Source organism: Pseudomonas sp. NFACC13-1 (assembly GCF_900104425.1).
Taxonomy (GTDB): domain Bacteria; phylum Pseudomonadota; class Gammaproteobacteria; order Pseudomonadales; family Pseudomonadaceae; genus Aquipseudomonas; species Aquipseudomonas fluorescens_AA.
In genome coordinates, this window is sequence record NZ_FMXV01000001.1 from 160686 (window position 1) to 175138 (window position 14453).

Below are 14453 nucleotides of genomic sequence, written 5' to 3' on the forward strand. Positions count from 1 at the left end.
GACCGGGTTGCCTTCATCGCGAGCAGGCTCGCTCCCACAAGGGATTAGCGGCGGACACAACGCCTGTGGACACCGCAAAAAACTGTGGGAGCGAGCTTGCTCGCGATGGCATTGGCACATTCAACAGCAATGCAAGCTGACCCTCCGCTATCGCGAGCAGGCTCGCTCCCACAAGGGATTAGCGGCGGACACAACACCTGTGGACACCGCAAAAAACTGTGGGAGCGAGCTTGCTCGCGATGGCATTGGCACATTCAACAGCAATGCAAGCTGACCCTCCGCTATCGCGAGCAGGCTCGCTCCCACAAGGGATTAGCGGCGGACACAACGCCTGTGGACACCGCAAAAAACTGTGGGAGCGAGCTTGCTCGCGATGGCATTGGCACATTCAACAGCAATGCAAGCTGACCCTCCGCTATCGCGAGCAAGCTCGCTCCCACATGAGATGTGCAGGTCTGGCAGTCAGCACTGATTCTTTTGTGGGAGCGAGCCTGCTCGCGATGGCGACTGCAGGTCCATCCCTGTCCAACTGCCAGAATTAATCCCCGCTTAACCTTCTTGCGGTCTATTCCCCTCCAATGTCGACGCCCGCTGCTCGTTCACTGTCATGGTCAGCGTGTAGACTTCGATACATCCGAACGCGCACCGGGTGTCGCGAGGCTGCGCGTCGATCCATGCAGACAAAGGGAAACGCAATGAGTGAGGAAATGATGCGGTTAGGCCGTGAGCGGCGCTATCTGGTGCTGCTGGGGCTGATCTGCCTGGCGCTGATCGGCGGCGCGCTGTACATGCAGGTGGCCCTCGGCGAGGCACCGTGCCCGCTGTGTATCTTGCAACGCTATGCGTTGTTGCTGATCGCGATCTTCGCCTTCATCGGCGCCGCCATGCGCACCCGCCGCAGCCTGACGATCTTCGAAGGCCTGGTGGTGCTCTGTGCCCTGGCCGGTGCCGGTGTGGCAGGGCATCACGTGTATACCCAGTTCTTCCCCGCAGTCAGTTGCGGTATCGACGTATTGCAACCGATTGTCGATGACCTGCCGCTGGCGAAGATCTTCCCGCTGGGTTTCCAGGTCGATGGCTTTTGCTCCACCCCCTACCCACCGATCCTGGGCCTGTCTCTGGCGCAATGGGCGCTGGTGGCCTTCGTGTTGACGGTGGTGCTGGTGCCGTTGCTGGTGTCACGTAATCGCAAGCCGCTTCGCTGAAACGCTTCGATGAAACGCCCCGGTTCTCTCTTGGAGAGCCGGGGCGTTTTACGTTTCATGCTCAAGCCGGGGCGTCTTGATCCGAGGCAAGAATGACCTGCGGCAATGTGCGACACGTTGTCACATATCTTGCGGCGCTCAGCCTTTGCGAGGGTGATAAAGCACGTTCTCCTGTAACAAAAAAATGTCTGGTTTCGCAACGGGCGCATCGCCTGCAGCAGGCATTTTTAACAGCGACGCGTCAGGCACCGAAGGCCCCGAAAACTGGGCGCTTGCCGGGCAAAAAACCTCTTGAAGAGCCTCTCGAGCTGTCTAAATCGGGCGTAGTAGACCTACGTTTTTTGGGGTTCTTGTTGAGAATGAATTTCGATACCATGCTGGCCCGTTGCAATATCAGCAAGAGATTGTTGCCGAATCGGTTAAAAATTATTTCGGGATGAGACATGGTCTACAGCGCGTCACCTCACTACAATCGCCCGCACCGATTTTCCGACCCGGCTCAGACTTGAGCATGAGAGTGGTCGAAGGGCGCCAGCGCCCCATGCGACCCCAGGTGTCGGTGCCTCCAACTACCCGCACCAAATGGAATTGGGCTTGAACTAGGCCTTTTGACCAACGAATAAGAACTCACTGCTGGCCCGGGATGTGTCGAACAGCCGCTGACGTTCGATGGGCAGCCCTTATTCAATCCAAGAAATGCCAACCCTTGGCAGGGTGAAGTGTTGGCGATCAAAACCCAACTGCATTGCGCAAGCTGCTTTAGAGGTCGTGAGATGAGTAAAAACAGGTACCCCCGATTACTAGGCTTGTTGCCGCTGCTCGGCACGTTGCTGCTGGGAGGCTGCAACATGACCTTGCTCGATCCCAAGGGCCAGGTCGGCCTGGATGAACGAAACCTGATCATCACCGCCACACTGCTGATGTTGCTGGTCGTCGTGCCGGTCATCGTCATGACCTTCCTGTTCGCCTGGAAGTACCGCGCAACCAACACCAAGGCCACGTACACGCCGAAATGGTCCCATTCGACCAAGATCGAAGTGGCGGTGTGGACGATTCCGGTGCTGATCATCATTGCCCTGGGTTACATCACCTACAAGTCGACCCACGCCCTGGATCCGTACCGTCCACTGGATTCGGACGTCAAGCCGATCACCATCGAAGTGGTTTCGATGGACTGGAAATGGCTGTTCATCTATCCGGAACAAGGCATCGCCACCGTCAACAAGATCGTGTTCCCGGCCCACACGCCGATCAACTTCAAGGTCACCTCCGACACCGTGATGAACTCGTTCTTCATCCCGGGCCTGGGCGGCCAGATCTACGCGATGGCGGGCATGCAGACCAAGCTGCACCTGATCGCCAACCAGAACGCCGAACTCGACGGTATCTCCGCCAACTACAGCGGCGCGGGTTTCACCGGCATGAAGTTCAAAGCAATCGCCACGACCCAGGAAGATTTCGACGCCTGGGTCAACGATGTGAAGAAGGCACCTAAACAGCTTGAAAAAGCTGAATACGAAGCCCTTTCCAAACCGAGCCAGAACAACCCAGTCGAGCTCTACTCGTCGGTTACGCCGAACCTGTTCCAGACCATCATCGACAAATATGAAGGAATGAATCCGGGCAAGCCGATGCACCACGAGAAGAACGAGAAGGAAGTGGCTCACAACATGGAAGGGATGGACATGAGCTCGCATTCAGCTGCCGGGGCAGAGGAGTAAACGATGTTTGGTAAATTAAGTTGGGAAGCGATCCCGTTCCACGAGCCGATTGTCATGGTGACCCTCGCCATCATCGCGCTCGGTGGTCTGGCATTGTTTGCAGGCATCACTTATTTCAAGAAGTGGACCTACCTGTGGACCGAGTGGCTGACCTCGGTCGACCACAAGAAAATCGGCGTGATGTACATCATCGTCGCCATGGTCATGCTGCTGCGCGGTTTTGCCGACGCCATCATGATGCGTACCCAGCTGGCCATGGCCACCGAGGGTTCGCCTGGCTACCTGCCGCCTGAACACTATGACCAGATCTTCACCGCCCACGGTGTGATCATGATCATCTTCATGGCGATGCCATTCTTCACCGGCCTGATGAACCTTGCGGTGCCGCTGCAGATCGGCGCCCGTGACGTTGCCTTCCCGTTCCTGAACTCCTTGAGCTTCTGGCTGCTGGTGTCCGGCGTGGTGCTGATCAACCTGTCCCTGGGCGTTGGCGAATTCGCCAAGACCGGCTGGGTGGCCTATCCGCCGCTGTCGGGCTTGCAATACAGTCCGGGCGTGGGGATGGATTACTACATCTGGGCGCTACAGCTATCCGGGTTGGGTACGACGCTGACGGGGGTCAACTTCCTCGCCACCGTGGTGAAAATGCGTACCCCTGGCATGAAGCTGATGGACATGCCGATCTTCACCTGGACCTGCACCTGGGCAAACGTCCTGATCGTCGCTTCCTTCCCGATCCTGACCGCTACCCTGGCTTTGCTGACGCTTGACCGCTACATGGATTTCCACATTTTCACCAATGAGCTGGGTGGAAATCCGATGATGTACGTCAACCTGTTCTGGGCCTGGGGTCACCCTGAGGTGTACATCCTGATCCTGCCGGCGTTCGGGATTTTCTCCGAAGTCATCTCGACCTTCTCGGGCAAGAAACTGTTCGGCCACCACTCGATGATCTACGCTTCCGGCGCGATCTCGGTATTGGGCTTCATGGTCTGGCTGCACCACTTCTTCACCATGGGTTCGGGTGCCAGCGTCAACGCCTTCTTCGGCCTGGCGACGATGCTGATTTCGATCCCGACGGGGGTGAAGCTGTTCAACTGGCTGTTCACCATCTACCAGGGCCGCCTGCGCTTCACCAGCCACGTGATGTGGACCCTGGGCTTCATGGTGACCTTCGCCATCGGCGGCATGACCGGCGTACTGCTGGCCATCCCGGGCGCTGACTTCGTGTTGCACAACAGCCTGTTCGTGATCGCGCACTTCCACAACGTGATCATCGGCGGCGCAGTGTTCGGCTACATCGCCGGCTTTGCCTTCTACTTCCCGAAAGCGTTCGGCTTCAAGCTGCACGAAGGCTGGGGCAAGGCTGCGTTCTGGTTCTGGATCACCGGCTTCTTCGTCGCGTTCATGCCGCTCTACGTACTGGGCTTCATGGGCATGACCCGTCGCCTGAACACCACCACCAACCCTGAGTGGGTGCCGTACCTGTACGTCGCCATGTTCGGTGCGGTGATGATCGCTGTCGGCATCGCCTGCCAGTTGATCCAGTTGTACGTCAGCGTACGCGACCGCAACAAGCCAGAGAACATGTGCGAACACGGCGACCCGTGGAATGCCCATACCCTGGAGTGGTCGACCTCTTCGCCACCGCCGTTCTACAACTTTGCCGTGCTGCCGAAAGCGGACGTGATCGACCCGTTCACCGAAGCCAAGGAAAACGGTACCGCGTATCCGGTCCCGGCCAAGTACGAGCCGATCCACATGCCCAACAACACCGCTACCGGTGTGGTCATGGGCGCGCTGCTGACCGTGTTCGGTTTCGCGATGATCTGGCACATCTGGTGGCTGGCCATCGCCAGCCTGGTTGGCACCGTGGTGTATTTCGTGATCCATGCCGCCCGTGACGATCAGGGCTACATGGTGCCGGTGGATGTCATCGAGCGCATCGAAGCCGAGCAGCACAAGCGCCTGGTAGCGGCCGGGAAAGTCCCCGCCACCGCCACCCGTGTTGAAACCTCGTTGGAACAGGCTTAAACCATGTCGAACTTAGTGACCAATGTTGGACACGCCCATGGTCATGACCATGGGCACGATGACCATCACCACGACTCGGGCGAGATGACCGTATTCGGTTTCTGGCTCTACCTGATGACCGACTGCATTCTGTTTGCGTCGATCTTCGCGGCCTACGCGGTGCTGGTTAACAACGTCGCCGGTGGCCCGTCGGGCCACGACATCTTCGAACTGCCTTATGTACTGGGCGAAACCGCGCTGCTGCTGTTCAGTTCGATCACCTACGGCTTCGCCATGCTGGCGTTGTTCAAAGGCAAGAAAACCCAGGTACTGGGTTGGCTGGCCATGACCTTCCTGTTCGGTGCCGGCTTCATCGGCATGGAGATCAACGAGTTCCACATGTTGATCTCCGAGGGCTACGGTCCTAACCGCAGTGGCTTCCTGTCCGGGTTCTTCACCCTGGTCGGCACCCACGGTCTGCACGTGACCAGCGGCCTGATCTGGATGGCGATCATGATGTATCAGGTCCAGAAAAACGGCCTGACCGCCACCAACAAGACGCGCCTGAGCTGCCTGAGCCTGTTCTGGCACTTCCTGGACGTGGTGTGGATCTGCGTATTCACCGTTGTTTATCTGATGGGGACCCTGTAAATGGCTAACGCACATTCCCATGATGGCCATGACGCCGGCCACGGCAGCGTCAAGTCCTACGCCATCGGTTTCATCCTGTCGGTGATCCTGACCGTCATCCCGTTCGGCCTGGTGATGTACCCCTCGCTGCCCAAGAGCCTGACCCTGTGGATCATCCTGATCTTCGCCGTGGTCCAGGTCCTGGTGCACCTGGTGTACTTCCTGCACCTGGACCGCTCCGCCGCCCAACGTAACAACGTGGTCGCGTTTGTCTTTGCCGCGATCGTGATTGTCCTGCTGGTTGGCCTGTCGTTGTGGATCATGTTCAGCATCCACACCAACATGATGGCGCACTGAGGAAAGTCCGGATGTCCCTGAAGCACTTTATCCAAATCACCAAGCCGGGGATCATTTTCGGTAACGTGCTTTCTGTGGCAGGCGGGTTTTTCCTGGCCTCGAAAGGGCATGTCGATCTGGCCATCTTCCTGGCGGCGATGATCGGCACTTCCCTGGTGGTGGCGTCCGGTTGCGTGTTCAACAACTGCATCGACCGCGACATCGACATCAAGATGGAACGCACCAAGAATCGGGCGCTGGTCCAGGGCCTGATTCCGGTGCAACTGGCCCTGGCGTTCGCCACGGTGCTGGGCGTGGCCGGGGTGGCGCTGCTGTACTGGGTGGCCAATCCGTTGGCGGCGTTGTTCGCGGTGATCGGTTTTGTCATCTACGTCGGCCTCTACAGCCTGTACCTCAAGCGCAAGTCGGTCCACGGCACGCTGGTGGGCAGCCTGTCGGGAGCGATGCCGCCGGTGATCGGCTACGTGGCGGTGAGCAACAGCTTCGACATGGCGGCGCTGACGCTGCTGGTGATGTTCAGCCTGTGGCAGATGCCGCACTCCTACGCCATTGCGATCTTCCGCTTCAACGACTACCTGGCGGCCTCGATTCCGGTGTTGCCGGTCAAGCGCGGTATCCTGGTAGCCAAGAAGCACATCCTGCTCTACATCCTGGCCTTCCTGGTGGCGACCTTGATGCTGACCTTCAGCGGCTACGCCGGCATGAGTTACCTCGCCGTCGCCGCCGCCATGGGCATGTACTGGCTGTACATGGCCTGGACCGGCTACAAGGCGGTGGATGACACGGTCTGGGCACGCAAGCTGTTCGTGTTCTCGATCTTCACCATCACCGCCCTGAGCGTCATGATGTCCCTGGACTTCAAAGTGCCGAGTGAGCTGCTGCTGACGTATGCGCCTTAAGCTTCAGACGCTGCATGAAAAAGCCCCGCCTTCGAGAGAAGCGCGGGGCTTTTTCATGGGGGGGCGGGCTGTCGATGTTCCTGTGGGAGCGAGCTCGCGATAGCGGTGGTTCAGCCTGCATGAGTGCTGACTGTGCCGGTCTCATCGCGAGCAAGCTCGCTCCCACAATGGCCTCGGGTGAGGCTTATTGCTGGGCGATGCTGTAGCCGTCGAAGGCTTTCTGCTGTTGCAACGCCGTGACGATGCCTTTGCGGGTGGCCGGTTGTTCGGTGCCGTCATTGTCCAGGAAGGTTTCGCTTTCCAACTCGGCTTCGTCGCCTTCGCCTATGAAGTTGAAGCCCAGGAACTCGAAGGCTTCGCGGTCGACGTTCGGCTTGGAGCGCGGTGTGCGCAGGGGCAGGGTGACGCTGATGCCGTCCTTGCTGATGACAAACACTTCGGCTTCCTTCTTGGCCCGCGAGGCCTTGCCCTTGCTGCCGCTCGGGTTGCTGATGGCCTGGTGGGTCTGGTTCAGCACTTTCAGGGCCAGGCCGTAGACCAGTTCCTGGAACGATGGGTCGTCCTTGTAGCTGGAGAGGATGCGGCTGATCGGGAAGCGGCTGCTCAGGTCTTCCAGGGCCGCGAAGTCGGCGGCTTCGGCGTCCTTGAGTTGTTTGAGCTGGCCCATCAGTTCGTAGGCCTTGTCGTCGTCGAAGGCATCGTGGGCCTGGCGGATAGCGTTGCGCAGTTCGCGGATCTGGTCGCTTTCGCGGTTCGACTGGAACGCATCGAGGACCATTTCGCTGATGGTTTTGGCCTGGGGCAGATGCTGTGAAAGATTGATGGAGTTTTCGTATTCCGCTTTGGACGACAGGGTGACTACGGATTCAGCGGTGTTGGAATCGGACATTGAAATTTCACTACTTCTGTTAGCGGGATGAGGCGAGAAAGGCATTGAGCTTTTTTCCGGTCGCCTAATCTATTGGACCCGAGCGGTGTTGTCACGGTCGGACCGGCAGCAACTGACCATTTGTTGCCGGTGACGGCTTTGCGTCCTGCATCAGGTCTATCAAGCGCAACGCGTCTGCGGTCGCGGCGCCACTGGCGGTGTTGTCGAAGATGCACCAGGTCGGTGTGTCGGGGTCGGCTTGCAACGTGCGGGCGAGGCGCTCCAGCCAGGCGTCTTCGTAGGCTGAGTAGTAGATCCGTGGCGAACCGTGCAGCCGGTAGTAGCGAATGCCAGGCCAGCCAGCGGGGCGATCGCCGCCGGGCAAGGGTGACGGATCGGCGGCGACACGGCCGATGCACGCGTCTTGCAGGATCGTCGCGGCCTGGGGGACAAGCCAGCTCGGGTGTCGCGGCTCCAGCACCGCATGACCTTGGTAACGGTCCCGCAAGGCCTTGAAGAATACTTCGGCCACGGCAGCCTCGAAGGCCAGCGACGGTGGCAGCTGAATCAACAGGCAGCCAAGCTTCTCTCCCAGTTGCGAGCATTGCCCCAGGAATTCATCCACAAGCCCTTCGCAGTCGATCAGCCGCCGTTCGTGAGTCATCTGCTTGGGCACCTTGACCGAAAAGCGGAAGTCCCCGGCAACGCTGTCGGCCCACTTCGCGTACGTGGCGGGGCGATGCGGGCGGTAGAACGAGCTGTTGATCTCCACGGCGGGGAACCGGCTGCTGTAGCGCTGCAAATGCGTCCCGTCGACAGTAAAGGCCGGCCAATGCTCCCGGGGCAGCGACCAGCCGGCGCAACCCAGGTAAAGGCGTGAGGAGGACGGAAGTCGAGTTGGCAAGGGTGCGGGCCTGATCGCAAGGTATACAGCCTATGACCGCTGCAAACGCCTCATGTCTGCATTCTTTTTCGTGTTTGGCCCGGGGTACCGTTCATTCGCAAATCACATTCTTGCCCGCCATCTTGGAGCGATACAGTGCCTGGTCCGCCCGGTGCAGCAACGCCGAATGCTGTTCATCTTCCAAGCGCTGCACCACGCCAAAACTCATGGTGATCTGAAAGTCGCCCAGCGGCAGCAGGTCGGACAGGCCACGACGAATGCTTTCCGCCAGCAGGCGGGCGTCGGCCAGGGTGGTGTTGGGCAAGATCATGATGAATTCGTCACCGCCCCAGCGCACCAGCAAGTCACTGCCGCGCTCGCAGCGCTTGACGCTCTGCACCACTTGCACCAGCGCTGCGTCACCGAAGGCGTGGCCGTAGCGATCGTTGATGTCCTTGAAGTCATCGACGTCCATGGCGATCAGCGCCAACGGCTCGCGGAAACGCTGAGCGCGCTCACAGGCCAGCGGCAGCGCCTGGTCCAGGCGATAACGGTTGGCGACCCGCGTCAGGGCATCGGTTTCGGCAAGCCTGCGGTTCTCGTCGAGTTGGAGTTGCAACTGATGATTGACCCGGGACAGTTCGCGGGTGCGTTCTTCGATGATGGCTTCCAAGGATTTGTTACGCCGTTCCAATTGTTCGAACAGACGCTTCTTGTCATCGATACTGCGATGGGCACCGATCATGCGGGCCACCGTGCCGTCCGGGTTGCGGGCGATCACGTAGCCGCGATCCTCGATCCAGATGTAGGACCCGTCGCGCATACGGCAACGGTATTCGGCCTGGTAGCGGTGGGATCGTTGTTCCAGGTAGTCGTCGAACAACGCCATGACCCGTGGGTAATCCTCCGGATGGATCACGCTTTCCCAGGTCAGCACGGTGTTGTCCAGTGAATGAGGCAGGTAGCCAAGCATCGTGTACCAGCCGGGGTTGCGGTAGACGAAGCCGGTGTTGGCATTCCAGTCCCAGATGCCGTCGCTGACCAGTTCCAGAATGGTGTGCAGTACGCCTTCGTCCAGATCGGACAGGTCGAACCGCAGCATGTCGATGTTCGAGGCGTCTCCCATCGTCGTTTCCTCGTCGGCCCTGATATCAAAATGCTCGTCCAAGAGGAAGAGTAGCTGATGGGGCGCGGGGTCACTAGCCGGGGACGCCTTGAGCGTAGGAGCTGTCGAGCGAAGCGAGGCTGCGATCTTTTGATCTTTCGCTTGGGACTCAAGTGTCTGGGGAAAGATCGCAGCCTCGTTGCACTCGTCAGCTCCTACGTCGTCATTCGGTTGGGGTTGGGAGTTGGGGTTTGCCCCATTTCTCCAGAGCGAACTCGACAAAACTGCGCAGTTTCGGCAAGCGGTAGCGATCCTGCGCGTACATCAGGCTCATCGGCCGATGGGGCAATTGGTAGCCCTGCAGCAACGCCACCAGGTGCCCACCCTTCAGGTCCTGGGCCACCAGGGCGTCGGGCAACATCACCACGCCCATCCCGGCCAGGGCGGCGCGATGCAGGCCCGAGGAACTGTTGATCAGCATCGGCCCGTTCACCGGGATCTTGATCTCGCCGTCCGGCCCGTTGATGGGCCAGTGATCCTGGGCGAAGCGCCATTCATCTGCTGCCGAATAGGCAAACGACAGGCAGTCGTGTCGTTGCAGGTCCGCCGGTTGTTCCGGCGTGCCGCGCCGGGCCAGGTAAGCGGGGGAGGCGCAGATGGTCAGGGTGTAGTCCAGCAACGGACGGGCAATCAGTTTCGGGTCGGGATGGCCGAGGCGGATAGCGACGTCGAAGCCATGGTCGAGCAGGTCCAGGCGCTGGTTGGTCAGCACCACGTCGAGCTTGACCTGGACGAAGCGCTGGCTGAATTCGGCCAGTGCCGGCGAAAGGCGTTCGGTACCGAAGGTCAGCGGCGCGGTGATGCGCAGGGTGCCGGTGGGCTCGCCTTGGGTCTGTTCGGCCAGGCGTTCGGAGTCGGCCACCAGCCCCAGTACTTCCAGGCAGCGCTGGTAGTAGGCCGAGCCGAATTCTGTCAGGCGCTGGCGCCGCGTCGTACGGTTGATCAGGCGCACGCCGAGGCGTTGCTCCAGGGCACGAAGATGATTGCCCACCATGGTGGTGGACATTTCGCACGCTTGGCCCGCCGCCGTCAGGCTCCCGGTTTCTACCACCTTCACGTAAACGGTCATTGCCTGGAACAGGTCCATTATCAAGCTCAGCTTTTAAATGATTGAAGTAAAGCAGCGTTTATCCAGCCTTGGTGGCTAACCATACTGGAAAAAACCACCCGATGGAGCTTGATGCCATGACCGCTGCCTGCCTGATGTCCACCTACCAACCCCTGGCGCTGAATTTCACCCATGGCTTGGGGACGCGCCTGTGGGACCAGGACGGTCGCGAATATCTCGATGCGGTGGCGGGCGTGGCGGTGACCAATGTCGGCCATTCCCACCCGCGGCTGGTGGCCGCCATCAGCGAGCAGGCCGGCCTGCTGTTGCACACCTCCAACCTGTACAGCATCGATTGGCAGCAACGCCTGGCGCAAAAGCTCACCCAACTGTCGGGGATGGAGCGGGCGTTTTTCAATAACTCAGGTGCCGAGGCCAACGAAACCGCGCTGAAGCTGGCGCGCCTCTACGGCTGGCACAAGGGCATCGAGCAGCCCTTGGTGGTGGTCATGGACAACGCGTTCCATGGGCGCACCTTGGGCACCATGTCCGCCAGTGACGGTCCGTCCGTACGGCTGGGCTACAACCGGTTGCCGGGGGATTTCCTCAAGGTACCGTTCGGCGATCTCGCGGCGCTGGAACAGATTCAACAGGCTCACGCCGAGCGCATCGTCGCGGTGCTGGTGGAGCCGATCCAGGGTGAGAGCGGTGTGCAACTCGCTCCACCGGGGTACCTCAAGGCCTTGCGGCAGTTGTGCAGTCGGCGCGCCTGGCTGTTGATGCTCGACGAGATCCAGACCGGCATCGGCCGCGCCGGCCAATGGTTCGCGTTCCAGCACGAGGGCATCGTGCCGGATGTCATGACCCTGGCCAAAGGCCTGGGCAACGGTGTGCCCATCGGTGCCTGCCTGGCACGGGGCAAGGCTGCCGAGCTGTTCACCCCTGGCAGCCATGGCAGTACGTTCGGCGGCAATCCGCTGGCCTGTCGGGTCGGTTGCACAGTGTTGGACATCATCGAGGAACAAGCGCTGGTGGAGAACGCCAGGCACCAGGGCGAACTATTGCTGAGCCGGCTGCGGACCGAGCTGGCGGACAACCCGAATGTCTTGGCGATTCGCGGCCAGGGCTTGATGATCGGCATCGAACTCAAGCAACCGGTCCGCGACCTGACCCTTCGCGCCGCCCGGGACCACGGCCTGCTGATCAATGTCACCCGGGGCCAGACCATTCGCCTGCTGCCGCCGCTGACGATCGATGGGCGGGAAGTGGAGATGATCGTCAGGGGCGTGAGCCGCTGCCTGGCGCAGGGCTGAGGCAACCGGCCCAGACGACGGTTTCTTATGACGCAGCCGGGCGAAGCGCAACGCAGCGGGACGGAATTTTTAACGATTGCCGCGTTCCAACGCCTGCCAGAGTCGATTGCCTACGCCCTGGCACCCAGACTGAAACCAGGAGCATTCCATGTTCACCTCGCGTCGCTTGATCGTTGTCGCTACTGCTGTGGCCTTGTTGTCCGGCTGTGCGTCGCCTAACCCCTATGACAACCAGGGCCAGGCCTCTACCGAATCCTCGGGCATGAGCAAAACCGCCAAGTACGGCGGCCTCGGTGCACTGGCGGGGGCGTTGGCCGGTGCGGCCATCGGTCACGATAACCGGGGCAAGGGTGCGTTGATCGGTGCGGCGGTGGTGGGGGCTTCCGCGGCCGGCTACGGTTACTACGCCGACCAGCAGGAAAAGAAACTGCGCGCCAGCATGGCCAATACCGGCGTTGAAGTGCAGCGCCAGGGCGACCAGATCAAGCTGATCATGCCGGGCAACATCACCTTCGCCACCGACTCGGCGAACATCGCGTCCAGCTTCTACCAGCCGCTGAACAACCTGGCCAACTCCCTCAAGGAGTTCAACCAGAACCAGATCGAGATCGTCGGTTACACCGACAGCACCGGCAGCCGCCAGCACAACATGGACCTGTCCCAGCGCCGTGCCCAGAGCGTGGCGACCTACCTTACGTCCCAGGGCGTGAGCGGTGCCAACCTCTCGGCCCGCGGCGCCGGCCCGGACAACCCGGTGGCCAGCAACGCCGACGTCAATGGCCGCGCGCAAAACCGTCGTGTCGAGGTCAACCTCAAGGCCATTCCTGGCCAGCAATACCAGGCGCCGCCGCAGCAGCAGGGGCAGACTTACCAGCAGTACCCATGACCGCTGGGCGGTAAATGAAACGGGGGCCATGCAGACATGGCCCCCGTTTTTTGTGGTTGGCGCCAATCCCTGTGGGAGTGAGCTTGCTCGCGATAGCGGTCTGCCTGAGCCGGTGATGTGGGATACCGCCATCATCGCGAGCAAGCTCGCTCCCACAGCGGGATTTTCCTGGACTAAAAAAAGCCCGCCCGATCATGTGATCGGGCGGGCTTTTGGGTGTCGCTCGCAGATTACTTCTTCAAACCGTAATGCTCATCGAGCATGCCGGGCGAATTCGGGGCCTTGGGGGCGTAGTCCCGCGGCGGTTCCTGGATCCCTTTTGGTGGGGTCAGGCGTTCCCGTGGAGTCTGTGCCGCATCGACTTGCAGGGCGGCCAGCAGGCGCTGGCGAGTCTGCTCGTCCAGGGCCAGGCGATTGGCCCCCTCGGACAAATGATCCTGGACATCCTGGTAGCTCTGGGTGAGTTTTTTCACCAGAGAAGCGGTGCTGTTGAAGTGGGTGACCACTTCATTCTGATAACTGTCGAAACGTTCCTGAATGTCGTCCAGCTGACGTTGCGTGCTGTTGGGCACCGCATTGGGCAGCAGTCGGGCAAGCAGGAATCCAATGGCGACACCGGCAACCAGGGCAAGAGTCGGCAACAACCAAACTAAGAGCGAGTGTTCCACGAGTCCTTCCTCTATAAACGGCTTTGCTTTACGTTAACGGCTCGGACCTGCGCTGTATACCGCGAAGAACATCGCAATCATGCCAGGCACAGACTTTAGCTAGACGAGTCGACCCAATTCGGGGTCACGGAGTTCTTTCCCTTGCTTATGCGCGAAACCCCTGTCGTCATCGATGGCCCCGTGGGCCAACTGGAAGCCTTGTACCTGGACAGCGAGGCCCCCCGTGGCCTGGCGCTGATCTGCCACCCGAACCCGGTGCAAGGCGGGACCATGCTCAACAAAGTGGTCTCGACCCTGCAACGCACTGCCCGTGATGCTGGGCTGGTAACGTTGCGTTTCAATTATCGTGGTGTAGGTGCCAGCGCCGGCACCCATGACATGGGCACCGGCGAAGTGGATGACGCCCAGGCTGTCGCCCAATGGTTGCGTGAAAAATACCCGCAACTGCCCCTGACCCTGTTCGGTTTTTCCTTCGGCGGCTTTGTCGCCGCCAGCCTGGGCGGGCGCCTGGAAGCCCAGGGGCGACCGGTCAAGCACCTGTTCATGGTGGCCCCGGCGGTGATGCGCCTGGACGAGCGATCGCCCTTGCCGACCGGTGGCGAGTTGACCGTGATCCAGCCGGAAACCGACGAAGTGGTCGATCCGCAGTTGGTTTACGAATGGTCCGACACGCTCCAACGCCCCCATGAGCTGCTGAAAGTGGCAGAATGCGGACACTTTTTTCATGGCAAGCTGACCGATCTCAAGGATCTGATCCTGCCGCGCCTCTCGAATTGATAGCAGTCTGACAAGCGATA

At 60.3% G+C, this 14453-nt stretch carries 15 protein-coding genes; 10 read left to right on the forward strand and 5 right to left on the reverse strand.

Going from position 1 to position 14453, the window contains the following annotated elements:
- The first annotated feature begins 695 nt into the window (after positions 1-695).
- The 7 genes from BLQ55_RS00775 to cyoE all read left to right on the forward strand — a co-directional run bounded on the left by BLQ55_RS00775 (position 696) and on the right by cyoE (position 6825).
- The gene (locus tag BLQ55_RS00775; protein WP_060740730.1) at positions 696-1205 is read left to right on the forward strand and encodes a disulfide bond formation protein B; all 510 of its coding nucleotides are present in this window, start codon (positions 696-698) and stop codon (positions 1203-1205) included.
- A gap of 92 nt (positions 1206-1297) precedes the next feature.
- Complete coding sequence (locus BLQ55_RS31120) at positions 1298-1645, forward strand: hypothetical protein (RefSeq protein WP_139208026.1); 348 nt, start codon at positions 1298-1300, stop codon at positions 1643-1645.
- Between the two features lie 333 nt (positions 1646-1978).
- The gene (gene cyoA / locus BLQ55_RS00785) at positions 1979-2926 is read left to right on the forward strand and encodes a ubiquinol oxidase subunit II (RefSeq protein WP_060740731.1); all 948 of its coding nucleotides are present in this window, start codon (positions 1979-1981) and stop codon (positions 2924-2926) included.
- 3 nt (positions 2927-2929) lie between these two features.
- Complete coding sequence (gene cyoB, locus BLQ55_RS00790; protein ID WP_092204160.1) at positions 2930-4960, forward strand: cytochrome o ubiquinol oxidase subunit I; 2031 nt, start codon at positions 2930-2932, stop codon at positions 4958-4960.
- A gap of 3 nt (positions 4961-4963) precedes the next feature.
- Positions 4964-5590, forward strand: coding sequence for a cytochrome o ubiquinol oxidase subunit III (locus BLQ55_RS00795; RefSeq protein WP_003178126.1), 627 nt, complete (start codon positions 4964-4966; stop codon positions 5588-5590).
- Positions 5591-5926, forward strand: coding sequence for a cytochrome o ubiquinol oxidase subunit IV (cyoD, locus tag BLQ55_RS00800; protein ID WP_014340102.1), 336 nt, complete (start codon positions 5591-5593; stop codon positions 5924-5926).
- Positions 5927-5937: 11 nt separating this feature from the next.
- The gene (cyoE, locus tag BLQ55_RS00805) at positions 5938-6825 is read left to right on the forward strand and encodes a heme o synthase (RefSeq protein WP_063324463.1); all 888 of its coding nucleotides are present in this window, start codon (positions 5938-5940) and stop codon (positions 6823-6825) included.
- Between the two features lie 184 nt (positions 6826-7009).
- Here the strand turns inward: cyoE and BLQ55_RS00810 are convergent, their stop codons facing one another.
- The 4 genes from BLQ55_RS00810 to BLQ55_RS00825 form a co-directional block, all read right to left on the reverse strand.
- The gene (locus BLQ55_RS00810) at positions 7010-7714 is read right to left on the reverse strand and encodes a hypothetical protein (RefSeq protein ID WP_092166168.1); all 705 of its coding nucleotides are present in this window, start codon (positions 7712-7714) and stop codon (positions 7010-7012) included.
- A gap of 91 nt (positions 7715-7805) precedes the next feature.
- Positions 7806-8597 carry a DUF72 domain-containing protein gene (locus BLQ55_RS00815; RefSeq protein ID WP_092251850.1) on the reverse strand — a complete coding sequence of 264 codons (792 nt, stop codon included), beginning with the start codon at positions 8595-8597 and terminating at the stop codon, positions 7806-7808.
- Between the two features lie 91 nt (positions 8598-8688).
- Positions 8689-9702 carry a sensor domain-containing diguanylate cyclase gene (locus BLQ55_RS00820; RefSeq protein ID WP_092251852.1) on the reverse strand — a complete coding sequence of 338 codons (1014 nt, stop codon included), beginning with the start codon at positions 9700-9702 and terminating at the stop codon, positions 8689-8691.
- Between the two features lie 202 nt (positions 9703-9904).
- A complete protein-coding gene (locus BLQ55_RS00825) occupies positions 9905-10828 on the reverse strand; it encodes a LysR family transcriptional regulator (RefSeq protein WP_092251854.1) in 924 nt (307 codons plus the stop codon).
- Between the two features lie 98 nt (positions 10829-10926).
- Between BLQ55_RS00825 and BLQ55_RS00830 the strand changes: the two genes are divergently transcribed.
- Both BLQ55_RS00830 and BLQ55_RS00835 read left to right on the forward strand, forming a co-directional pair.
- Complete coding sequence (locus BLQ55_RS00830; protein ID WP_092252122.1) at positions 10927-12102, forward strand: aspartate aminotransferase family protein; 1176 nt, start codon at positions 10927-10929, stop codon at positions 12100-12102.
- Positions 12103-12250: 148 nt separating this feature from the next.
- The gene (locus BLQ55_RS00835; protein ID WP_092204154.1) at positions 12251-12988 is read left to right on the forward strand and encodes a YiaD family glycine zipper/OmpA-like lipoprotein; all 738 of its coding nucleotides are present in this window, start codon (positions 12251-12253) and stop codon (positions 12986-12988) included.
- 230 nt (positions 12989-13218) lie between these two features.
- Here BLQ55_RS00835 and BLQ55_RS00840 read toward each other — a convergent pair whose 3' ends face one another.
- Positions 13219-13656: a Z-ring associated ZapG family protein gene (locus BLQ55_RS00840; RefSeq protein WP_092251856.1), complete on the reverse strand. Its 438-nt coding sequence runs from the start codon at positions 13654-13656 to the stop codon at positions 13219-13221.
- Positions 13657-13803: 147 nt separating this feature from the next.
- Here BLQ55_RS00840 and BLQ55_RS00845 point away from each other — a divergent pair, with 147 nt between their 5' ends.
- Complete coding sequence (locus BLQ55_RS00845) at positions 13804-14433, forward strand: alpha/beta hydrolase (protein WP_092204153.1); 630 nt, start codon at positions 13804-13806, stop codon at positions 14431-14433.
- Positions 14434-14453: the final 20 nt, after the last annotated feature.

Excerpts from the sequence above, each read along its gene's own strand:
- BLQ55_RS00775 (WP_060740730.1), top strand. The coding sequence starts at position 696 with ATGAGTGAGGAAATGATGCGGTTAGGCCGTGAGCGGCGCTATCTGGTG.
- BLQ55_RS31120 (WP_139208026.1), top strand. The coding sequence starts at position 1,298 with ATGACCTGCGGCAATGTGCGACACGTTGTCACATATCTTGCGGCGCTC.
- cyoA (WP_060740731.1), top strand. The coding sequence starts at position 1,979 with ATGAGTAAAAACAGGTACCCCCGATTACTAGGCTTGTTGCCGCTGCTC.
- cyoB (WP_092204160.1), top strand. The coding sequence starts at position 2,930 with ATGTTTGGTAAATTAAGTTGGGAAGCGATCCCGTTCCACGAGCCGATT.
- BLQ55_RS00795 (WP_003178126.1), top strand. The coding sequence starts at position 4,964 with ATGTCGAACTTAGTGACCAATGTTGGACACGCCCATGGTCATGACCAT.
- cyoD (WP_014340102.1), top strand. The coding sequence starts at position 5,591 with ATGGCTAACGCACATTCCCATGATGGCCATGACGCCGGCCACGGCAGC.
- cyoE (WP_063324463.1), top strand. The coding sequence starts at position 5,938 with ATGTCCCTGAAGCACTTTATCCAAATCACCAAGCCGGGGATCATTTTC.
- BLQ55_RS00810 (WP_092166168.1), bottom strand. The coding sequence starts at position 7,714 with ATGTCCGATTCCAACACCGCTGAATCCGTAGTCACCCTGTCGTCCAAA.
- BLQ55_RS00820 (WP_092251852.1), bottom strand. The coding sequence starts at position 9,702 with ATGGGAGACGCCTCGAACATCGACATGCTGCGGTTCGACCTGTCCGAT.
- BLQ55_RS00825 (WP_092251854.1), bottom strand. The coding sequence starts at position 10,828 with ATGGACCTGTTCCAGGCAATGACCGTTTACGTGAAGGTGGTAGAAACC.
- BLQ55_RS00830 (WP_092252122.1), top strand. The coding sequence starts at position 10,927 with ATGACCGCTGCCTGCCTGATGTCCACCTACCAACCCCTGGCGCTGAAT.
- BLQ55_RS00835 (WP_092204154.1), top strand. The coding sequence starts at position 12,251 with ATGTTCACCTCGCGTCGCTTGATCGTTGTCGCTACTGCTGTGGCCTTG.
- BLQ55_RS00845 (WP_092204153.1), top strand. The coding sequence starts at position 13,804 with ATGCGCGAAACCCCTGTCGTCATCGATGGCCCCGTGGGCCAACTGGAA.